We start from the raw sequence: 17,540 nt of genomic DNA on the forward strand, positions 1-17,540 counted from the left end.
GGCTAATGGCTAATGGCTAATGGCTAATGGCTAATGGCTAATGGCTAATGGCTAATGGCTAATGGCTAATGGCTAATGGCTAATGGCTAATGGCTAATGGCTAATGGCTAATGGCTAAACATAAAAAAAGCGGCTTACAGCCGCTTTTTTTATAAATTATAGATAAGTAAATCTATCTATTTATATTTCTTAACTCCTTCTTTTAACCATTTTTCATATTCGCCCACATCTGGAGTATACCCAATCTGTTCTACTCCTTTAAGGTCGTTACCATTTTCATCTACAAGTGCATAGTAAGGCTGTGCATTCACTTGATACCTGCTAATCTGTAAATCACTCCATTTATTACCTACACTACGTATACGCTTTTGTGTCACGTCAGAGGTATATTGATCTTCTTTAGGCAAAGCTTTCTTCTCATCAACATATAATGACACCAGAACAACATCTCTTTTAAGAATGCTTAATATTTGTGGTTCTGCCCATACCCTTTCCTCCATTTTTCGACAATTAACACATGCCCATCCTGTAAAGTCAATTAATACTGGCTTTTTTACTTTTTTAGCATAAGCTAATCCTTCTTCATAATCATCAAACGCCACAATATCATGTACTGCAAAATGTGCATGCTCAGGCAACTCTACTGCTGCAGTAGCTCCACTGGCTTTTTTATAACCTACCCCATAAGGTGACTCACTATATGTCGATGGTGGCGGGAAACCACTAATTAACTTCAATGGAGCACCCCATATACCTGGCAATAGATATAATGAAAACACTAAAGAACATAAACCTAGCAACATACGACCTACAGAAATATTTTGATCTGGTCCGTCGTGAGGCAATTTAATTTTACCAAATAAATAAAGTGCTAGTGCACCAAATACAGCTACCCAAATAGCGATAAAAATTTCTCTTTCAATCCAGTGCCATTGCATCACTAAGTCTGCATTAGAAAGAAATTTAAATGCAAAAGCTAATTCTAAGAATCCTAAAAACACTTTTACCGTATTCAACCATCCACCTGACTTAGGCAGCGAATTCATCCAACTAGGAAAAATAGCAAATAACGCAAACGGTATTCCCAGACCAAAACCAAATCCAGCCATTCCAGCCGTTAATGCAGTCGCTCCACCATCAGTAGATAGCACACTACCTAGTACTGCTCCTATTACTGGTCCGGTACATGAAAAAGAAACTAGAACTAAAGTAAGAGCCATAAAAAAGACCCCAATGAGTCCACCAACATTAGATGCTTTATCTACTTTATTAATTAATGAATTAGGCATGGTGATTTCAAAAGCACCAAAAAAGCTTATCGCAAAAATGATGAACACCACAAAGAAGAAGATGTTCAACCATGGATTAGTACTGAACTCATTGAAAATATCTGGCGATACCGATTCAAATAAGTGGAACGGAAGACTGAATAATACGTAAATTAATAAGATAAAAACGCCATAAAGAATACCTTGTAATTTACCACCAGCCTGTTTTGTAAAGAATGATACCGTCATAGGGATCATAGGAAAAACACATGGCGTCGCAAGTGTCAATATACCAGCGATAAGACATCCCAAGAAAATGGTCCATAGACTCTTATTTTCTTCTTCGTCACCTTCATCACTATCTACATCTTTCTTCTCGTGCTTATCTCCTTTTTTTTTTATAGAACTCGCTTCTGGACCAGTTGCCTTTATCGGCTCTTCACCTGCGTCATAGAAGGCATTGATAATATCATCTGGAACCACATCTACGTTTTCATCGAGTTTAAAGATTAAAGACTCTGGTGATGGTGGCAGGCATTGTGTATCATCACAAACCATAAAATAGGCCTCAACAGCAATATATTTTATGTCAGGATTGTTTAAAACTATTTTTTGCTCAAATCTGGCAAAATTAGCAAATTGATACACATCCATTCCCCAAATTTCCACATACTCAGCATAAGTACCTGTTTCTTTATTGATTCCGACAAGTTCAAAATCTTCTGTACCAAAAAAATTAAACTCTGTAGCCACAGGACCTTCATCTTTCTCACCTTTAGCCTGAGAATAGACATGCCAACCTGGCTCTATATTAGCTTCTGTGATTAAAATGTATTCTGTATCAGAAATCTTTTCAACGCTGGTAGTCCAGTCAGTAGGGTCTTCAACTTGGGCTGTAAGTTGAAGACTGATGAGTGCTGTTAAAGCTATAAAGAGCTTTCTCATATTTTATAAGTTATTTTTAATAATCGGTTAGTTAAAGAAGTTACTTTGCCATGTCTACTAGAACGTATTCCTACAATCCATAGTATTTCATCTTCCCATGTCAATACTACTATTTTTTCTTTAGCTATGAAAGAAACTTTGCTATCAGTTAATACATTACTTACTAATTTACTTCCCTTCATGCCCAATGGTTTAATGCGATCTCCAATTATCCAACTGCGTAATTTTAGCGGGTAATCTACTAGCGCAGCATCTAAGAACAGAACATTTTTATCATGATTTTCTTTCACATAACTTAAAGCATCTACCACATTTACCTCTTCTATATCGATGGTTGAATCATAAAAACGATACTGAACAGATTTATCATCAATAGTTAATTCTATCGGTCTTAATAATCTTAGCTCTTCAATAACAACTCGTTCCCTATCCTTAAATAGGACAAATTGATCTGATTCAATTCTTTTACCGGACTGCCCATTAACTATATTCATAACAACTTTCATGTTATAAAATCCATATGCCTTTACCACTTCATATAAATAAGCCTGTGGATTACTGAATGTTTTAAGTTGACTAACATTAATGTTGATGCCTGTAGGTGTCGTATTAATTACGCTTTCGCGAAAGCGTGACACGGCATCATCTACTAAGTCCTGAGAGCCTTTTAAATAAACTAGGGTTTGCGCAAAATGTGACTTCAAAGAAGGTAAAGCATCATGCAATAAAGGTAAAATCTGGTTACGTAAGTGATTACGCTGATATTTATTACTACTGTTGCTAGAGTCTTCTCGCCATGAAATCTGAGAATCAATGGCATAATTCTTAATCTGTTCTCTAGAGAAAGGTAATAACGGTCTTATAACGCGTCCATTAGATTGTGGAATGCCTTGCAAGCCATTCAAACCTGCGCCACGATTAAGATTGATAAAAAAGGTTTCAATCTGATCATCTAAGTGATGAGCGGTAAGTAAATAATCATAGTTTTGATTATCACATAAATCATCAAAATAATTATATCGCAATTCTCTAGCAGCCATTTGAGTAGAAACACCACGTTTACGAGCATAGTCTAGTGTATCAAATTGAGCAACATGACAATCAATTTTCAAACTATCTGCTAGTTGTTTTACAAATTGTTCATCTTGATCGCTTTCTGTGCTTCTAAGATGAAAGTTGCAATGCGCAAGAGCTATATCATAACCAAGAATAGATAGTAAATGTGTCAGTACCACACTGTCTAAACCACCACTAATGGCTATTAATAATCGCTTTTCTTTAAGGTTATAAAAATGGTCGTGTAGATGTTCTTGAAACGCTATGAGCATATCACAAATTTAATCAAAAGAAATTCCTTGATGGCTTAAAACCTCAATCATTGCATTTGCTTTTAAGAGACATTCTTCATACTCTTTTTCTGGTTGTGCTGCTGCGGTAATGGCACTACCTACACTGAAAGAAAGATATTTGTTTTCTGAATTATAAAGTATACTGCGTATGACAACATTGAAATCAAAATCGCCATCAGGTTTTATGTATCCTATAGCACCACTGTAGAGACCTCTTTTAAAAGATTCATTTTTTTCAATGATGTTCATAGCGCTTATCTTAGGGGCACCAGTCATACTTCCCATAGGAAAGGTGGCTTTTAAGACATCTATAAAGTTAAGTTCTGGTTTTACTGTAGCAATAACGGTACTGATCATTTGGTGTACCTGCTTAAAGCTATAAATACCATACAACTCTTCTACATCAACGCTGCCTTTTTTAGCGATTTTAGATAAATCATTACGCACTAAATCTACAATCATGACATTCTCAGATCGTTCCTTAGGATCATTAAACAATTGCACTTTTAAATTTTCATCCTCTATTAAAAGCTGTGAACGTTTTGCTGTCCCTTTTATAGGTTGCGATATAAGTTGTGAACCTACTTTTTTTAAATAACGTTCTGGACTAGCACTCATCACGTGATAATTATTCAGTCTAGCATAAACCGCAAATGGCGGCTCACTGATATCATTTAATTCTTTAAATGCTTTTAAACTATCTAAAGAAATATTTTCAGCATAAAACTCTGTACAAAAATTAGCCTCATAGATGTCTCCACGATGAATGTGATCTAAGAAATTTTGCGCTTTTATTAAATAATTTGCTTTAGAATCTTTGGCGGTTAATTTCCCAAATCGCAATACCGTTTTGGGCGCTGGAATCTGATGTTGCATAATTTTATCGAGCAACTTCTTAATATCTAATTCACTAGCGTGATAACTATGAATCAACAGGTGATCTGATTCTAGTTCAAATATTACCTCAGGCACGTAAAAACACAAATCTGGAAATTGTGTTCCATCTGAATTTTCACTTTTTAAATCTTCTAAATCGTTTTTTAAATCATATCCCAGATAGCCAAATATCCAATCTTTGTATTCATTATAAAAATCTTCTAGTTTAGAGAACGCGTCATCATATGCAGTCGACAAAGAGTCTATGCAACCTACTGCTAACAAGGAATTATAGCTATCGTGTCCGGTACCACCATGATTACTATCTAAAAACATGAGGTATTTATCATTACGATAAAAACTCAATAATTGATCTTTTATCGTTGCTAACTGGTCTAACTTATAGCGATATGTTGCCCTCGTTTTTCTCACATGGTAAAAATAACTGGAAGTTATCTATGATACCACAATATCGACGTCAAACTATTAAAAAGAATAAACTAATCTACCTTTAATGAAAAATGGGGTTCCTGGTGTAAAATGAATTTCTTCAACAGATGCCGTTTCGTTTTGCAATCTTGTTTCTGTAGCAAATTGTGTTTCATTCCACTCTACATCAAATAAGTTTTCGATTGTAAACCCTACATTTAAACGCTTGCTAAAGTCATAGTTTAAATTAAGTTCATTTACAAAATAACCTTCTGCAATAATACTATTATCTTCATTTGCAGCACGATCTGCGATGTAACGGTATCTTAATGAAGCATTCCAGCCTTTATAGTTTTTAAGACTTAAACCACCTGTACTAGTCCACTCTGGAGCTAATGGGATATAATCCTCACCAGAAGCTTCTTCTATTGCTCTAGCATGTGCATAATTAAGATTTGTATCTAGAAACAGGTAATCTGTAAGCTGATAGTTCAATCCAAGATCAAAACCATATCGCTCGGTTTTCCCGCTAGGTTCAACAATACCAGCGTCTCCTACATAAACAAATTCTTGTTCTAAGTATAAGTACCACAAAGCGGTATTAACAACTAGACGATTTGTAGGTTTGAAAATGGTTCCTAAATCAGATCCATATGATTTAGGCAGGATTTTATCTGCTTCATTCTGTATCACAACTCGTGTATCATTACTATGTAAACCTATTCCATTTTTTAAATATAATTGCCAATTGCTACCAGCCTGATAAGCTAAATTTAATTTAGGTAATAAGGCTGTAGCATCTTGTGATAGAGTATCAAAACTGCTATCTAATCCATCGCGATAAACAAATTTGAAATGTTCTAATCTTATTCCAGCATCTATATTCAAATTACCTGTAGTATATTCTAAACCTGTCCATAATGATGAATTGGTCTCGTTAATATCACCTAATTGTATTTGCTCTAAAGTTGTTCTTCTATTCAGGGTTCTTGCTAATGAACTTCCATCTGTTCTATCATTACGTAAACTAATACCAGTGTACCAATCGAGATTATTATCGCCAATGACATACTCTTTATTATAAACAGCATTAATACCTACCATGTCTCTACTTTCTTGTTGTTTAATCTGATCACCATTTAAAGGGTCTTCTAAGAAAAAAGTGAAATTAGAGAATAACTCAAAATTATAATGAGTATAATATGCTTGTGTTTTAAGCTGTTCCGTATCGCTTAAATTGAAGTTGTAGGTCAAATTGAGATTAGTTCTTGAGGTGCTTCCTCCTTCAGTATCATCAATAGCACCGAATCTTCCAATTAAACCACTAGCTACTGCACGTTCTGGAATCTGACCACTAGCATCCCATTCGCTTGTAAAGTATGATGCTGTTAGATTAAATTCACCACCAGTTTTTGTTCTATGGTTTAATTTAGAAAAGATATTAAATCGATCAAAATTTTGCGGACTATCAAATGGCCCGTCAAAAGTGATGTATTCTGTGGCAACATAGGCGCTTGTATTTGAATTATCAACAACATTAAACATACTTAATAAACGTTGGTAATTAAAATCTCCTATTTCTGTTTGAATTAGGTTGCGTTGCAAAAACTCTTTAGTATTCAAGTTTACATGTCCTGCTGTAGCAAAATTACCTTTGCTAGCATCATAGCTACCTTTTCCATAATCAATAGAGTTAATGGTTTCTGGTATCAGAAAATGTAAATCTGCATAACCTTGTCCATGGGCATGAGATACCATATTTACAGGCATACCATCTACACCTATAGCGACGTCTGTACCATGGTCTATATCAAATCCTCTTAGAAACAATTGCTCTGCCTTTCCTCCACCAGCATGCTGACCGATAAACAATCCTGGTACGGTTTGTAAAATCTCTTGGGAAGAGTTTACAGGATTAATCTGTAAATCTAATAAAGCTAGTGTATTAAATGTATCTACATCATTACTTATCACTACCGCATCTAAATCTACTGATGACGAAGTCATAATTACTTGTAAAACTAATGACGGATCCTCAATAAGAATCTCATTAGATTCAAAACCTACATGACTAAATAATAAAGTTTGATTAGCGTCTACATTATCAATACTAAAAAAACCTTGACTATTTGTATGTGTATGATTTTCTGTTCCTTTTTGAAGAATATAAAGGTCTTTAATAGGACGCCCATTTTCATCGGTTACATAACCTGTTATAGAATGAGCAAATACGGTAATACTTGTTAAAAATAAAAATAGGAATAATACTAATTGTGAACGTGAATTGAACTGCATGAGAAAATAAAATGGTTGTTAGTTATATCAATTACGATAGAACCTTTTATCTCGGTTTTAAAAATTATGTTAAAATAAAGCCGATTCAAAAAATGAATCGGCTCTAGGATAAAAAAATATAATATTACTATACGTGCATTGCTCTATCTGCAGTAGCCGCTAGCGCTGCTTCTTTTACAGCTTCTGCATATGTAGGGTGTGCATGAGACATACGTGCAATATCCTCTGCACTAGCACGGAATTCCATTGCCGTCACAGCCTCAGCAATTAAGTCTGCAACACGAGCTCCTATCATGTGAACACCTAGTACCTCATCAGTCTTCTCATCTGCGATGATTTTAACCATTCCGTCTATGTCACCACTTGCTCTAGCTCTACCTAAAGCTCTCATAGGGAATTGACCTACTTTAATAGCAGTTCCTGCTTCCTTCAGTTCTTCTTCTGTCTTACCTACACTTGCCACTTCTGGCCATGTGTAAATTACATTAGGGATAAGGTTATAATTAATGTGAGGTTTTTGACCTGCGATAGTTTCTGCTACAAAAACACCTTCTTCCTCGGCCTTATGTGCGAGCATCGCTCCTTTAACCACATCTCCTATTGCATATATGTTTGAAACATTAGTCTGTAAATGTTCATTGGTCTCTACCTGTCCGCGTTCATTAATTTTAACTCCTGCAGCGGTAGCATTTAATTTATCGGTGTAAGGTCTTCTACCTACAGATACTAGACAATAATCACCAGTAAATGTAACCTCTTCACCTTTTTTATTTTTTGCAGTTACCGTTACCTCATCTCCGTTGCGCTCTACCTTATTTACAGCATGAGATAAATGGAATTTAATCTTTTGCTTTTTAAGAACTTTCATCAACTCTTTAGAAAGCATTTTATCCATTACAGGAGTAATACGATCCATATACTCAATCACAGTGACCTCAGCACCTAGTCTGCGGTATACCTGACCTAGCTCTAGTCCTATAACTCCACCTCCTATAACGATCATATGCTTAGGAATCTCTTTAAGAGTTAGCGCCTCAGTAGATGTTATAACTCTTTCTTTATCTAACGTTATAAATGGTAAACTACCAGGTTTTGATCCCGTAGCAATAATGGTGTTTTTTGCTTCAATAATTTGACTACCATCAGCACCATCAATAGTGATGTGAGTAGCATCTTTAAAAGATCCCATCCCTGTATATACATCAATATTATTTTTCTTCATAAGAAAAGAAACACCATCACAGGTTTGTTTTACAACCTGTGCTTTACGAGCTATCATCTTTTCAAAATTTATTTTGATATCGCCAGGAATTTCAATTCCGTGATCTTCAAAATGTTTCATCGCATCATCGTAATGGTGAGATGAATCTAGTAAAGCTTTTGAAGGTATACAACCTACATTAAGACAGGTTCCTCCTAGTGTGTTATATTTTTCAATAATCGCAGTTTTCATACCTAGTTGTGCGCAACGTATCGCTGCCACATATCCTCCAGGTCCTGATCCTATTATTGCTACATCGTATGTACTCATAATGAGAATTTAATGGTTTCAATTAAGATTCAAAGATAAGAAAGGCTGGATGGATAGACTTTAATTTTGAGTATTAATTAGGGTACTTATTTGTCCGCTTTCGCGAAAGCGTAATCACAAAAACAATTATTTTCACAGCAATCTGTAACATAACCAATCTATAAGGTACTTATAGAATAACCTAATCAATTAACGTGAGTCAACAACTCGAAGCAGAATTTATAAAACAACTGGATGAAAACCAGAATATAGTCCACAAGATATGTAGGCTGTATACCAATGATCAAGACGCTCACAACGATCTTTTTCAAGAAGTAACTATACAGCTATGGAAGGCTTATCCAAAATTTAGAGGAGATGCAAAATTCTCTACATGGATGTATCGTGTGGCTTTAAATACAGCTATTACACTTTATCGTAAGTCTACTAGACGCGTTAAAACTACAGACTATGACAATGTGCAATTTAAAATTACAGACTTGCAGGAAGATGATGAAACTGCCGAACAGTTGACTCTTTTATATGGAGCTGTTAAACAGCTTAATGATATTGAAAAGGCTCTCGTTTTTTTATATCTCGAGGATAAAAATTATAAAGAAATATCAGAAACACTAGGTATAAGCGAAGTAAATGCAAGAGTGAAAATGAACCGAGTGAAAACAAAATTAACTAACATTATAAATCCATAAATGATGGATCAATTAGATATACTTAAAGAAAAATGGAATACTCAAAATAGAGAGTACCCACAAGTCAGTGCAGATAATATTAAAAAAATGCTGGCACAAAAATCTACCAGTATTGTAAAGTGGTTATTGATCATCGCTATTATCGAGTTTGCGGTAATGTCGAGTATTAATTTCCTTTACTCCTTTTTAGGTAGTCCTGATGAGTTTACTAGAGAGCTTATGAATTCAAATTTCATGAAGGTATCATGGGCGATTCATATTATAGCTATCATTTACTTCATATACTTATTTTACAAAAACTACAAGAATATTTCTGCTACTCAACCAACGCGCAGTTTGATGAAAAATATCATCAAAACTAGAAAGACCATGAAGTGGTATATCTGGTATAATATTATAGGTGGATTTATTTCTGGAATGATTACAACGGTTTATATGCTCAATAACCACCCGTTAATAAATGAATTAATGGAAAGCGGGAAGATGGATGGACATGAAACGATGTTTTATGTTTTAACCTTTTTAATACTTACTGTTATCTATATTATATTCTTAGGATTTATTTACCTAATCTATATGCTTATTTATGGTATTCTTTTAAAACGTTTAAAGGCTAACTATGATGAGTTAAAACGTATGGAAGTATAGGGAATCACTGTAGAAATGTAGGATAACGCACTATTCTTTTAATATCTAATTAGTTGTTCTCTATCTTTCCCTATGACTATGAATAAATTATTCATAGTCGTAATATTACTTATCAAAACATTCTAGTAATAAATAAGGTCTAATTAGATCATAACGCAAAAAAGCCTGTCTCTATAAGAGACAGGCTTTTTTTTATAATGCTAAAAGTATATTAGAACTTATAACCTATTGATAAGTGACCTGTTCTAGTACGTTCATCATTTGAGAAATCTACGTTATCAACAAGATCAGTAATTCCTAAATCAAATGTTCCTTTTATAAATAATCCATTACCAAAGTCATAACCTAATCCACCCGTTAAAGCAAAAGAACTGTTCACTTTACCTTCAATATCTTCACGATCTCCATCTTCAACAAATGACTGCTTTGCATTTAACAAGAAACCTACTTGAGGTCCTGCATGTAAACTAAAACCTTCTGTAAGGTAATATTTGAAATGAACTGGCACGTTGATAAATCTCAAGTATATTGTACTAGTAGTACCGTTAAAATCTAAAGATTCACCTTCACCAGAGTAAAATGCTGCTGCTTCAAATGACCATTTATCCCCTTGAGGAAACTCTGCAATAAGACCAATATGGTAATTTGATTTATTGTCTGCAAAATCACCGCCTAATGCGTTATCTACTTTAGAAAGGTTGTAACCTCCCATAATTCCATAAGAAAAATCTTGTGCTTGTGCTGCTGTTGTCACTAGTAATAATGCGACTAAAGAAATGTAAAATGACTTCATTGTTAAGTTTTTGGTTTGTTCAAAGATATAATAAATAAGTAAAAACAATAATAGACAATTAAAACTTAGCTTATGTACTTCCACAATCCTTTTTTAGATTGTAAAAACTGAAGCACTTTTTTAATACTTGTATTTTCTGGTAATGCAAGTGTTGCGTCTTTTTGTAACAATTCTTTTGCTGTTTCTCTTGCAACGGCCAGAATATCATTGTCTTTAACTATGTCTGCAACTCTTAAAGCGAGTACACCACTTTGTCTCGTTCCCATCATATCACCAGGACCACGTAGTTTTAAGTCCACCTCTGCAATCTCAAAACCATCTGTGGTTGCGACCATGGTTTCTACTCGAGTTTTAGCCTCGGTACTTAATTTATAACTAGTCATTAGTATGCAGAAACTTTGATCTGCACCACGACCTACTCTACCTCTTAATTGATGTAATTGTGAAAGGCCAAAACGTTCTGCACTTTCAATGACCATAACACTAGCGTTAGGCACATTTACTCCTACTTCTATTACCGTAGTGGCTACCATAATTTGAGTCTCGCCTTTTACAAAACGCTCCATCTCATAATCCTTGTCTTCGGGCTTCATACGACCATGGACGATACTCACTTGATATTGCGGTGTTGGAAATTCTCTTACCACACTTTCATAACCATCCATTAAGTCTTTATAATCCAATGTTTCAGATTCTTCAATTAATGGGTATACGAGATAGATTTGTCGACCTTTAGTGATCTCTTCTTTTAAAAATGAAAAGACAGCTAATCTATTCTTATCATATCTATGGACCGTTTTAATCTCTTTTCTTCCTGGTGGTAACTCATCAATAACAGATATGTCTAAATCACCATAAAGACTCATCGCTAGTGTTCTAGGTATAGGCGTTGCAGTCATTACTAATACATGAGGTGGCAAGTGGTTTTTCTTCCACAACTTTGCTCTTTGCGCAACACCAAATCGGTGTTGCTCATCTACAATCGCTACACCTAGGTTTTTAAAAACTACCTTATCTTCTATAAGTGCATGTGTACCTATTAATATGTTTAAAGTACCATCTTCTAGGTCTGAATGGATTACACGACGTGCTTTAGTTTTTACAGAACCGGTAAGTAATGAAACTTTAAGTCCTGTTTTTTCTAATAATTCTGAAACACCTTGATAATGCTGTTGTGCTAAAATCTCTGTAGGTGCCATGATACATGCTTGAAATCCATTATCTATAGCTAGTAAACAAGTTAAAACAGCAACTATCGTTTTTCCAGAACCTACATCACCTTGTAGTAGACGATTCATATGGGCACCTGTTCCCATATCTGCACGTATTTCTTTGACAACTCGTTTTTGAGCACCAGTTAACTCAAATGGCAAATGATTAGAATAAAAATCATTAAATCGTTCTCCAACCTTTTCAAATGCATAACCTTTTATACGAGTTTTTCTAATCCGATTTTGCAATAGCAGCTCCATCTGTATAAAAAACAGCTCTTCAAACTTTAATCTATAAATAGACTGTTGAAGCAATGCAGCACTTTTAGGGAAATGTGCATTATACATGGCGGTATTTTTATCTACTAATTGATGTTGAGACCTAATTTGCTCTGATAGTGTTTCTGTAAAAGAATTGTGTACTTCACTAAAAAGTTGTTGCATCATACGCACCATCATCTTATTAGTCACATTGCGTTTAGTCAGTTGCTCTGTAGATGGATATATGGGCGTCATTGCACTTTGCTGTCGTGATCGATGTTCTTTTAATAACTCTACATCTGGATGAGCTATATTATATTTTGATCCATATTTTGAAACCTTACCATAAATGACATAAGGCACATTTAATTTTAAATTGTCTTTAAAATACTTTTGACCTTTAAACCAGACTAGCTCCATACTACCTGTACTATCTATAAGGGTGGCAACTAATCTACTGCTGCGTCCATCGCCCATCGTTTTAAGATGAGTGACTTTACCAACTATTTGAACATGTGCACTGTCTGGAACCAGTTCATTGATTTTATAATATTTAGTCTTGTCTATGTATCGATTAGGAAACAGATTTGCCAAATCGCCGTAGGTAGATATGCCCAACTCTGCTTTCAACAACTTAGCACGAGCTGGTCCTACTCCATTAAGATAATCTATCGGTGTATGCAGAAAATTAGTGGGCAATCTTTAGCGGTTTTATACAAAAGTAACCTTCCTAAAGTAATGCTAAAAACCTTTTCCCATTCAATAAGCAATACGAACTCACGTTCTTAACTAGAATTTATCAATTTGCGTCTTTCAGCTTGGCGTGACTTTTGTATTTTGCTTACCCTATGAAGACATTTTTTCTCTGGTCCATTGCCAGCCTATATTCTATATTTTCTATTGCTCAAGACAGTCCATCACAGATAGATATTGTTGATTTTAAAACTGCCGCAGTAGATATTTATGTTAATGAAAATTCCGAGATTATATCGGGTACCGTAAGTTATAACCTTACAATACTTAAAGACACTCCATCTCTGTTTATAGATGCAAAAAACATCACACGCTACGATGTTAAAGTAGATGGTAAGCCTGTAAAGGCAGATTATAATGAGAAGCAAATAGTTGTAGAATCACGCTTTCGCGAAAGCGCAACACACGACATCTCTATAGAATTTTCAACGCAACCTAATACAGCACTATACCATATCGATAAGGATAATGACGGAAAATGGGATCAAATATGGACACAAGGTCAAGGGAAATATACGAGTAACTGGTTGCCTAGTATAGATGACATGAATGATAAAATAGTCTGGGATATCAGTATCACTGCGCCATCTCAATATCAAGCTATATCTAATGGTGTGCTTCTAGAAACTACTGAGGTTGATAAGAATAGAAAATGGCAATTTAACATGGATATACCTATGAGTAGTTACCTGATAGCTATGGTAGTAGGTAACTATGAGGTGGAGAAAAAAATGAGTGCTTCACAAAAGCAAATGGAATTATACTATTATCCAGAAGATTTACAAAAAGCAGAACCTACTTATAGACATACTATTAAAATGTTTGACTTTCTAGAACAAGAAATAGGAATTGAATATCCGTGGAAAGTATATAAACAAATACCAGTCAAAGATTTTCTTTACTCTGGTATGGAAAATACCACAGCAACCATTTATAGCGATCAATTTGTCGTAGATGAGATCGCATTTAATGATGGAAATTATGTTACTGTAAACGCTCATGAGATGGCACATCAATGGTTTGGTAATTTAGTTACTGAAACCAGCGGAAAGCATCACTGGCTTCAGGAAGGATTTGCTACCTACTACTCTATGCTCGCAGAACAAGAGATTTATGGAGAAGATCATTATTACATGACTTTATTTGAAAATGCAGAATCGTTAATTGCTCAAACTAAAGCTGGAAGAGGAACCGCTTTACTAGACCCTAAAGCGAGTAGTCTGACCTTTTATCAACATGGTGCATGGGCATTACATGCACTAAGAGATGAAATAGGTGATGTAGATTTTAAATTAAGTGTGCGCACGTATTTAAAGCAATATGCTGGCAGAAATGTAACGACTGATGATTTTTTAAAAATCGTAAGTAATACGAGTGGTAAGGACATGAGTGCATTTAAAAACAGATGGCTTACTAACACTCAATTTCCTAGCGCTGAAGCACTACAGCTATTGCGTAAGAGTAATTTTATGGAGCAGTACTTTCAACTTGCCGCACGCAGTATTTCTAGTTTTGATGAATCTTTTAATTCTTATAAAGAAACCTTGAGGTCGCCCGTTAATGAATTGCTGGTTGAAGAAATGATAAGTCAATTAATACTACACAAAAAAAACGATCGAATCATTGAACTTTATAAAGAAGCCGCTGCAACCGGAAATGTTAAGGTTAGACAAGCCATTGCTTTAAGTTTACAAAATTATGATCCTGCACTAGATAAATTACTGAGAACAATGCTAAATGATCAGTCTTATTTAACTAGAGAAAGTGCTCTATTTTTATTATGGCAAGGTAACCCTATGGACCGACCTAATATTTTAAGAAATGCTAAAGAAAGTTGGAATACTATGAGCCCTTCTCTAGAAATGGCATGGAATGCTCTTGCACTCAATTCTAGTGATTTTAAGAACAACGAGAAGTATGATTTTCTACAAGGTATTTCTAAATTTACTAGTCCAGAATATAGTCCACAGACTCGTACAGCGGCATTTGACTACCTCATCAATCTAGACGCTATGGGAACGCAAAACTATCGCGACTTAATAGATGCTTGTTTTCATCACAGCTGGAGATTCTACAAAAATAGTCGTGATATTTTTGAAGCACTTTATAAAAAAGATGAATCTAGGGTATTGATAGACAGGATACTGTCTACAATGCCTGATGATGAACAGAAAAGAATAAGGGATTTATTTAAGGTCTAGAAAAGGTCCTTTACCTCAGATCTTAAATAGCTTAAGGCAGCAGCACTAGGTGCACGCTTGTCCATTAATTCATTAACGATGGCTTGTCTTAGATCTTCGCCTGAGTTGATTTTGCTACTCATAGCGACCTGTCGTATTTGTTGAATGGTCGTATTCTTTGCCGCTCGTATGATATTCCAACATTCTTCACTCACATATATCTGTTGTGCTATATTGTGTTCAAATTCTTGATCAATAGCAGAAATTAAAGTTTGCTCATATTGCAACTTAGTCATAGAACCAGCTAGTGTTCTAACGACTAAATTATTAGGTTTAATACGTTCTAGAAATAATGTCATACGCTCATAAGAAGCCATTCTAGTAGGTAAGGTTTTACCTTGTGATTCTCTAACGGTAAGAAAACGACGTCTACGTTCCTCGTTTTTCATAAACGATGTTAAAAAATAAAAAGCTACAAAACCCACTACTAGTGCAGGTAAAACAGCTATAAAACCTAAAAGAATTTTATCATCCATAGTCATGTGTTTTTCTTATAACGTTAGTAAATCAAAAGTAATGTATCAGATTAAAATAAACTCGTGATTTAATGAATTGTTAGTATTAATCATTGCTAGTTATCTCGCCTACTTTTTACAACATTAATGGTTCATTAAAAACAATAATCTATACTACTTACCACCTAAATGTGGACAATCTTTTAAGTCTTGCATACTTTCAAATGGTACCGGTGTTTTTTGATATTTGTAAGTATACTCTAACGTTTGGGTCATATTGCTATCTCCTATACTTACGTCAACGTCGCGCATATCAAACTGACATGGATGTTCATATCCAGCAGCATGTGTTATCTCAAGTAATTCTTTATTAAACTTTTTAAAATAGCTCGCTAGTCTTCCCGCTTTTTCAGGAACTACAATACCACGTTGCAACCATTTATTTTGCGTTGCAATACCCGTCGGACAGGTATTATTGTGGCAAGCTTGCGCTTGTATACATCCTATAGAAATCATCGCTTCTCGAGCAACATTAACAACATCTGCACCCATAGAAAAAGCCATAGCAGCTTTTGCAGGAAAACCTAATTTACCAGAAGCTATAAAGACTAGATCTTCAGTCATATGGCGTTTTTGAAAAACCTGATATAAATCCTTAAATCCATAAACCCATGGCAAAGAAACATGATCTGCAAAACTAGGTGGCGCAGCTCCAGTACCACCTTCACCACCATCAACAGTGATAAAATCTGGTCCTTTACCGGTTGCTTTCATAATATCTGCCAGTTCTTCCCATTGTTCTAACTTACCTATAGCCGCTTTAATACCAGTAGGTAATCCGGTCTCTTGCGCAATTTGCTCCACAAAGTCAACTAGACCTTCTATTCCTTCAAAAGCACTATGTGTAGGTGGCGATAGTACATCTTCACCCATAGGAACATTACGTATCTCACTAATTTCTTTAGTGATTTTAGAACCTGGTAACACACCACCTTTTCCAGGTTTTGCACCTTGAGATAACTTCAATTCAATTGCTCTCACTTGAGGATGATCTTTAACAAGTTGCTTTAACATGTCCATAGAGAAATTACCATCTTTATCTCTCACGCCAAAGTAGCCTGTTCCAATATGAAAAACGACGTCTGCACCACGTTTGTGATATGGAGACAATCCACCTTCACCAGTATTATGATAGGCATGGACTTGTTTTGCTCCGTTATTCATAGCATCAACAGCTTTTGCAGATAGACTACCATAACTCATCGCGCTAATATTAATTACACTAGCTGGACGGAAAGGTCTTTTTCTACCCTTTGCAGCGCCTATAACTTTAGCACAAGGTAAAAAAGTAGGTTCTTGATGTGAAATATGATTTTTTTCTACCTTGTAAGGCATCATTGCATTATTGATGAAAATATATTGATGAGCATAAATATCTCTATCTGTACCAAATCCTTCGTAATTATTCTCATTTTTTGCACTGGCATAAATCCAACCACGCTCAATTCTATTAAAGGGTAGCTCTTCACGATTATTTGCAACAATATATTGTCGTAGTTCTGGACCTACACTTTCCAACCAGTAACGGAAGTGCCCTACTACAGGAAAATTTCTAAGAATGATATGCTTCTTATTAAATATATCATATAATGCTACTACAACAACAACTATTACTAACCACCAGTACCACGCCAGGTCCAGAATAAAATCAATCATCTAAAAAAATTTGAATCGTAAAAATACATAAATGAGATTAAGAATTACGCTTTCGCGAAAGCGAAATAACAAGATCATAAT

The 17,540-nt window shown here is 35.0% G+C and carries 12 protein-coding genes; 3 read left to right on the top strand and 9 right to left on the bottom strand.

Annotation, left to right across the window (positions count from 1 at the left end):
* Positions 1-176: 176 nt before the first annotated feature.
* From ACJJVI_RS01525 to lpdA, 5 genes are all read right to left on the bottom strand, one after another.
* The gene (locus tag ACJJVI_RS01525; RefSeq protein WP_348021098.1) at positions 177-2,213 is read right to left on the bottom strand and encodes a cytochrome c biogenesis protein CcdA; all 2,037 of its coding nucleotides are present in this window, start codon (positions 2,211-2,213) and stop codon (positions 177-179) included.
* Complete coding sequence (gene tilS / locus ACJJVI_RS01530) at positions 2,210-3,541, bottom strand: tRNA lysidine(34) synthetase TilS (RefSeq protein ID WP_405349937.1); 1,332 nt, start codon at positions 3,539-3,541, stop codon at positions 2,210-2,212. Before tilS ends, ACJJVI_RS01525 begins: the two co-directional genes overlap by 4 nt.
* Before the next feature lie 9 nt (positions 3,542-3,550).
* On the bottom strand, positions 3,551-4,870 hold the full coding sequence (locus ACJJVI_RS01535) for an anthranilate synthase component I family protein (RefSeq protein ID WP_405349939.1): 1,320 nt from the start codon (positions 4,868-4,870) through the stop codon (positions 3,551-3,553).
* A gap of 54 nt (positions 4,871-4,924) precedes the next feature.
* Positions 4,925-7,162, bottom strand: coding sequence for a TonB-dependent receptor (locus ACJJVI_RS01540; RefSeq protein WP_405349940.1), 2,238 nt, complete (start codon positions 7,160-7,162; stop codon positions 4,925-4,927).
* A 127-nt stretch (positions 7,163-7,289) separates the two neighbouring features.
* The gene (gene lpdA, locus ACJJVI_RS01545) at positions 7,290-8,693 is read right to left on the bottom strand and encodes a dihydrolipoyl dehydrogenase (RefSeq protein ID WP_405349942.1); all 1,404 of its coding nucleotides are present in this window, start codon (positions 8,691-8,693) and stop codon (positions 7,290-7,292) included.
* Between the two features lie 194 nt (positions 8,694-8,887).
* On the opposite strand from lpdA, the gene ACJJVI_RS01550 reads away from it, so the two are divergent.
* The gene (locus ACJJVI_RS01550; RefSeq protein WP_036584729.1) at positions 8,888-9,382 is read left to right on the top strand and encodes an RNA polymerase sigma factor; all 495 of its coding nucleotides are present in this window, start codon (positions 8,888-8,890) and stop codon (positions 9,380-9,382) included.
* 3 nt (positions 9,383-9,385) lie between these two features.
* Positions 9,386-10,030: a hypothetical protein gene (locus ACJJVI_RS01555; protein WP_036585381.1), complete on the top strand. Its 645-nt coding sequence runs from the start codon at positions 9,386-9,388 to the stop codon at positions 10,028-10,030.
* Positions 10,031-10,241: 211 nt separating this feature from the next.
* On the opposite strand, the gene ACJJVI_RS01560 is transcribed toward ACJJVI_RS01555, so the two are convergent.
* Together ACJJVI_RS01560 and recG are read right to left on the bottom strand one after the other, a co-directional pair.
* Positions 10,242-10,823, bottom strand: coding sequence for a porin family protein (locus ACJJVI_RS01560; protein WP_042297232.1), 582 nt, complete (start codon positions 10,821-10,823; stop codon positions 10,242-10,244).
* A 65-nt stretch (positions 10,824-10,888) separates the two neighbouring features.
* A complete protein-coding gene (gene recG, locus ACJJVI_RS01565; protein WP_405349944.1) occupies positions 10,889-12,994 on the bottom strand; it encodes an ATP-dependent DNA helicase RecG in 2,106 nt (701 codons plus the stop codon).
* Between the two features lie 149 nt (positions 12,995-13,143).
* Between recG and ACJJVI_RS01570 the strand changes: the two genes are divergently transcribed.
* Entirely contained in the window at positions 13,144-15,249 is a 2,106-nt protein-coding gene (locus ACJJVI_RS01570; protein ID WP_405349945.1) for a M1 family metallopeptidase, read from the top strand.
* Here the strand turns inward: ACJJVI_RS01570 and ACJJVI_RS01575 are convergent.
* Positions 15,246-15,764: a hypothetical protein gene (locus ACJJVI_RS01575; protein ID WP_036584721.1), complete on the bottom strand. Its 519-nt coding sequence runs from the start codon at positions 15,762-15,764 to the stop codon at positions 15,246-15,248. The genes ACJJVI_RS01570 and ACJJVI_RS01575 overlap by 4 nt on opposite strands.
* A 153-nt stretch (positions 15,765-15,917) precedes the next feature.
* Positions 15,918-17,459 carry an FMN-binding glutamate synthase family protein gene (locus tag ACJJVI_RS01580; RefSeq protein WP_036584719.1) on the bottom strand — a complete coding sequence of 514 codons (1,542 nt, stop codon included), beginning with the start codon at positions 17,457-17,459 and terminating at the stop codon, positions 15,918-15,920.
* Positions 17,460-17,540: the final 81 nt, after the last annotated feature.

Origin of the sequence: Nonlabens sp. Asnod3-H03, from assembly GCF_045063665.1 — a bacterium.
Taxonomy (GTDB): Bacteria; Bacteroidota; Bacteroidia; order Flavobacteriales; family Flavobacteriaceae; genus Nonlabens; species Nonlabens ulvanivorans.

Excerpts from the sequence above, each read along its gene's own strand:
- ACJJVI_RS01525 (WP_348021098.1), bottom strand. The coding sequence starts at position 2,213 with ATGAGAAAGCTCTTTATAGCTTTAACAGCACTCATCAGTCTTCAACTT.
- tilS (WP_405349937.1), bottom strand. The coding sequence starts at position 3,541 with ATGCTCATAGCGTTTCAAGAACATCTACACGACCATTTTTATAACCTT.
- ACJJVI_RS01540 (WP_405349940.1), bottom strand. The coding sequence starts at position 7,162 with ATGCAGTTCAATTCACGTTCACAATTAGTATTATTCCTATTTTTATTT.
- lpdA (WP_405349942.1), bottom strand. The coding sequence starts at position 8,693 with ATGAGTACATACGATGTAGCAATAATAGGATCAGGACCTGGAGGATAT.
- ACJJVI_RS01555 (WP_036585381.1), top strand. The coding sequence starts at position 9,386 with ATGGATCAATTAGATATACTTAAAGAAAAATGGAATACTCAAAATAGA.
- ACJJVI_RS01560 (WP_042297232.1), bottom strand. The coding sequence starts at position 10,823 with ATGAAGTCATTTTACATTTCTTTAGTCGCATTATTACTAGTGACAACA.
- ACJJVI_RS01570 (WP_405349945.1), top strand. The coding sequence starts at position 13,144 with ATGAAGACATTTTTTCTCTGGTCCATTGCCAGCCTATATTCTATATTT.
- ACJJVI_RS01575 (WP_036584721.1), bottom strand. The coding sequence starts at position 15,764 with ATGGATGATAAAATTCTTTTAGGTTTTATAGCTGTTTTACCTGCACTA.
- ACJJVI_RS01580 (WP_036584719.1), bottom strand. The coding sequence starts at position 17,459 with ATGATTGATTTTATTCTGGACCTGGCGTGGTACTGGTGGTTAGTAATA.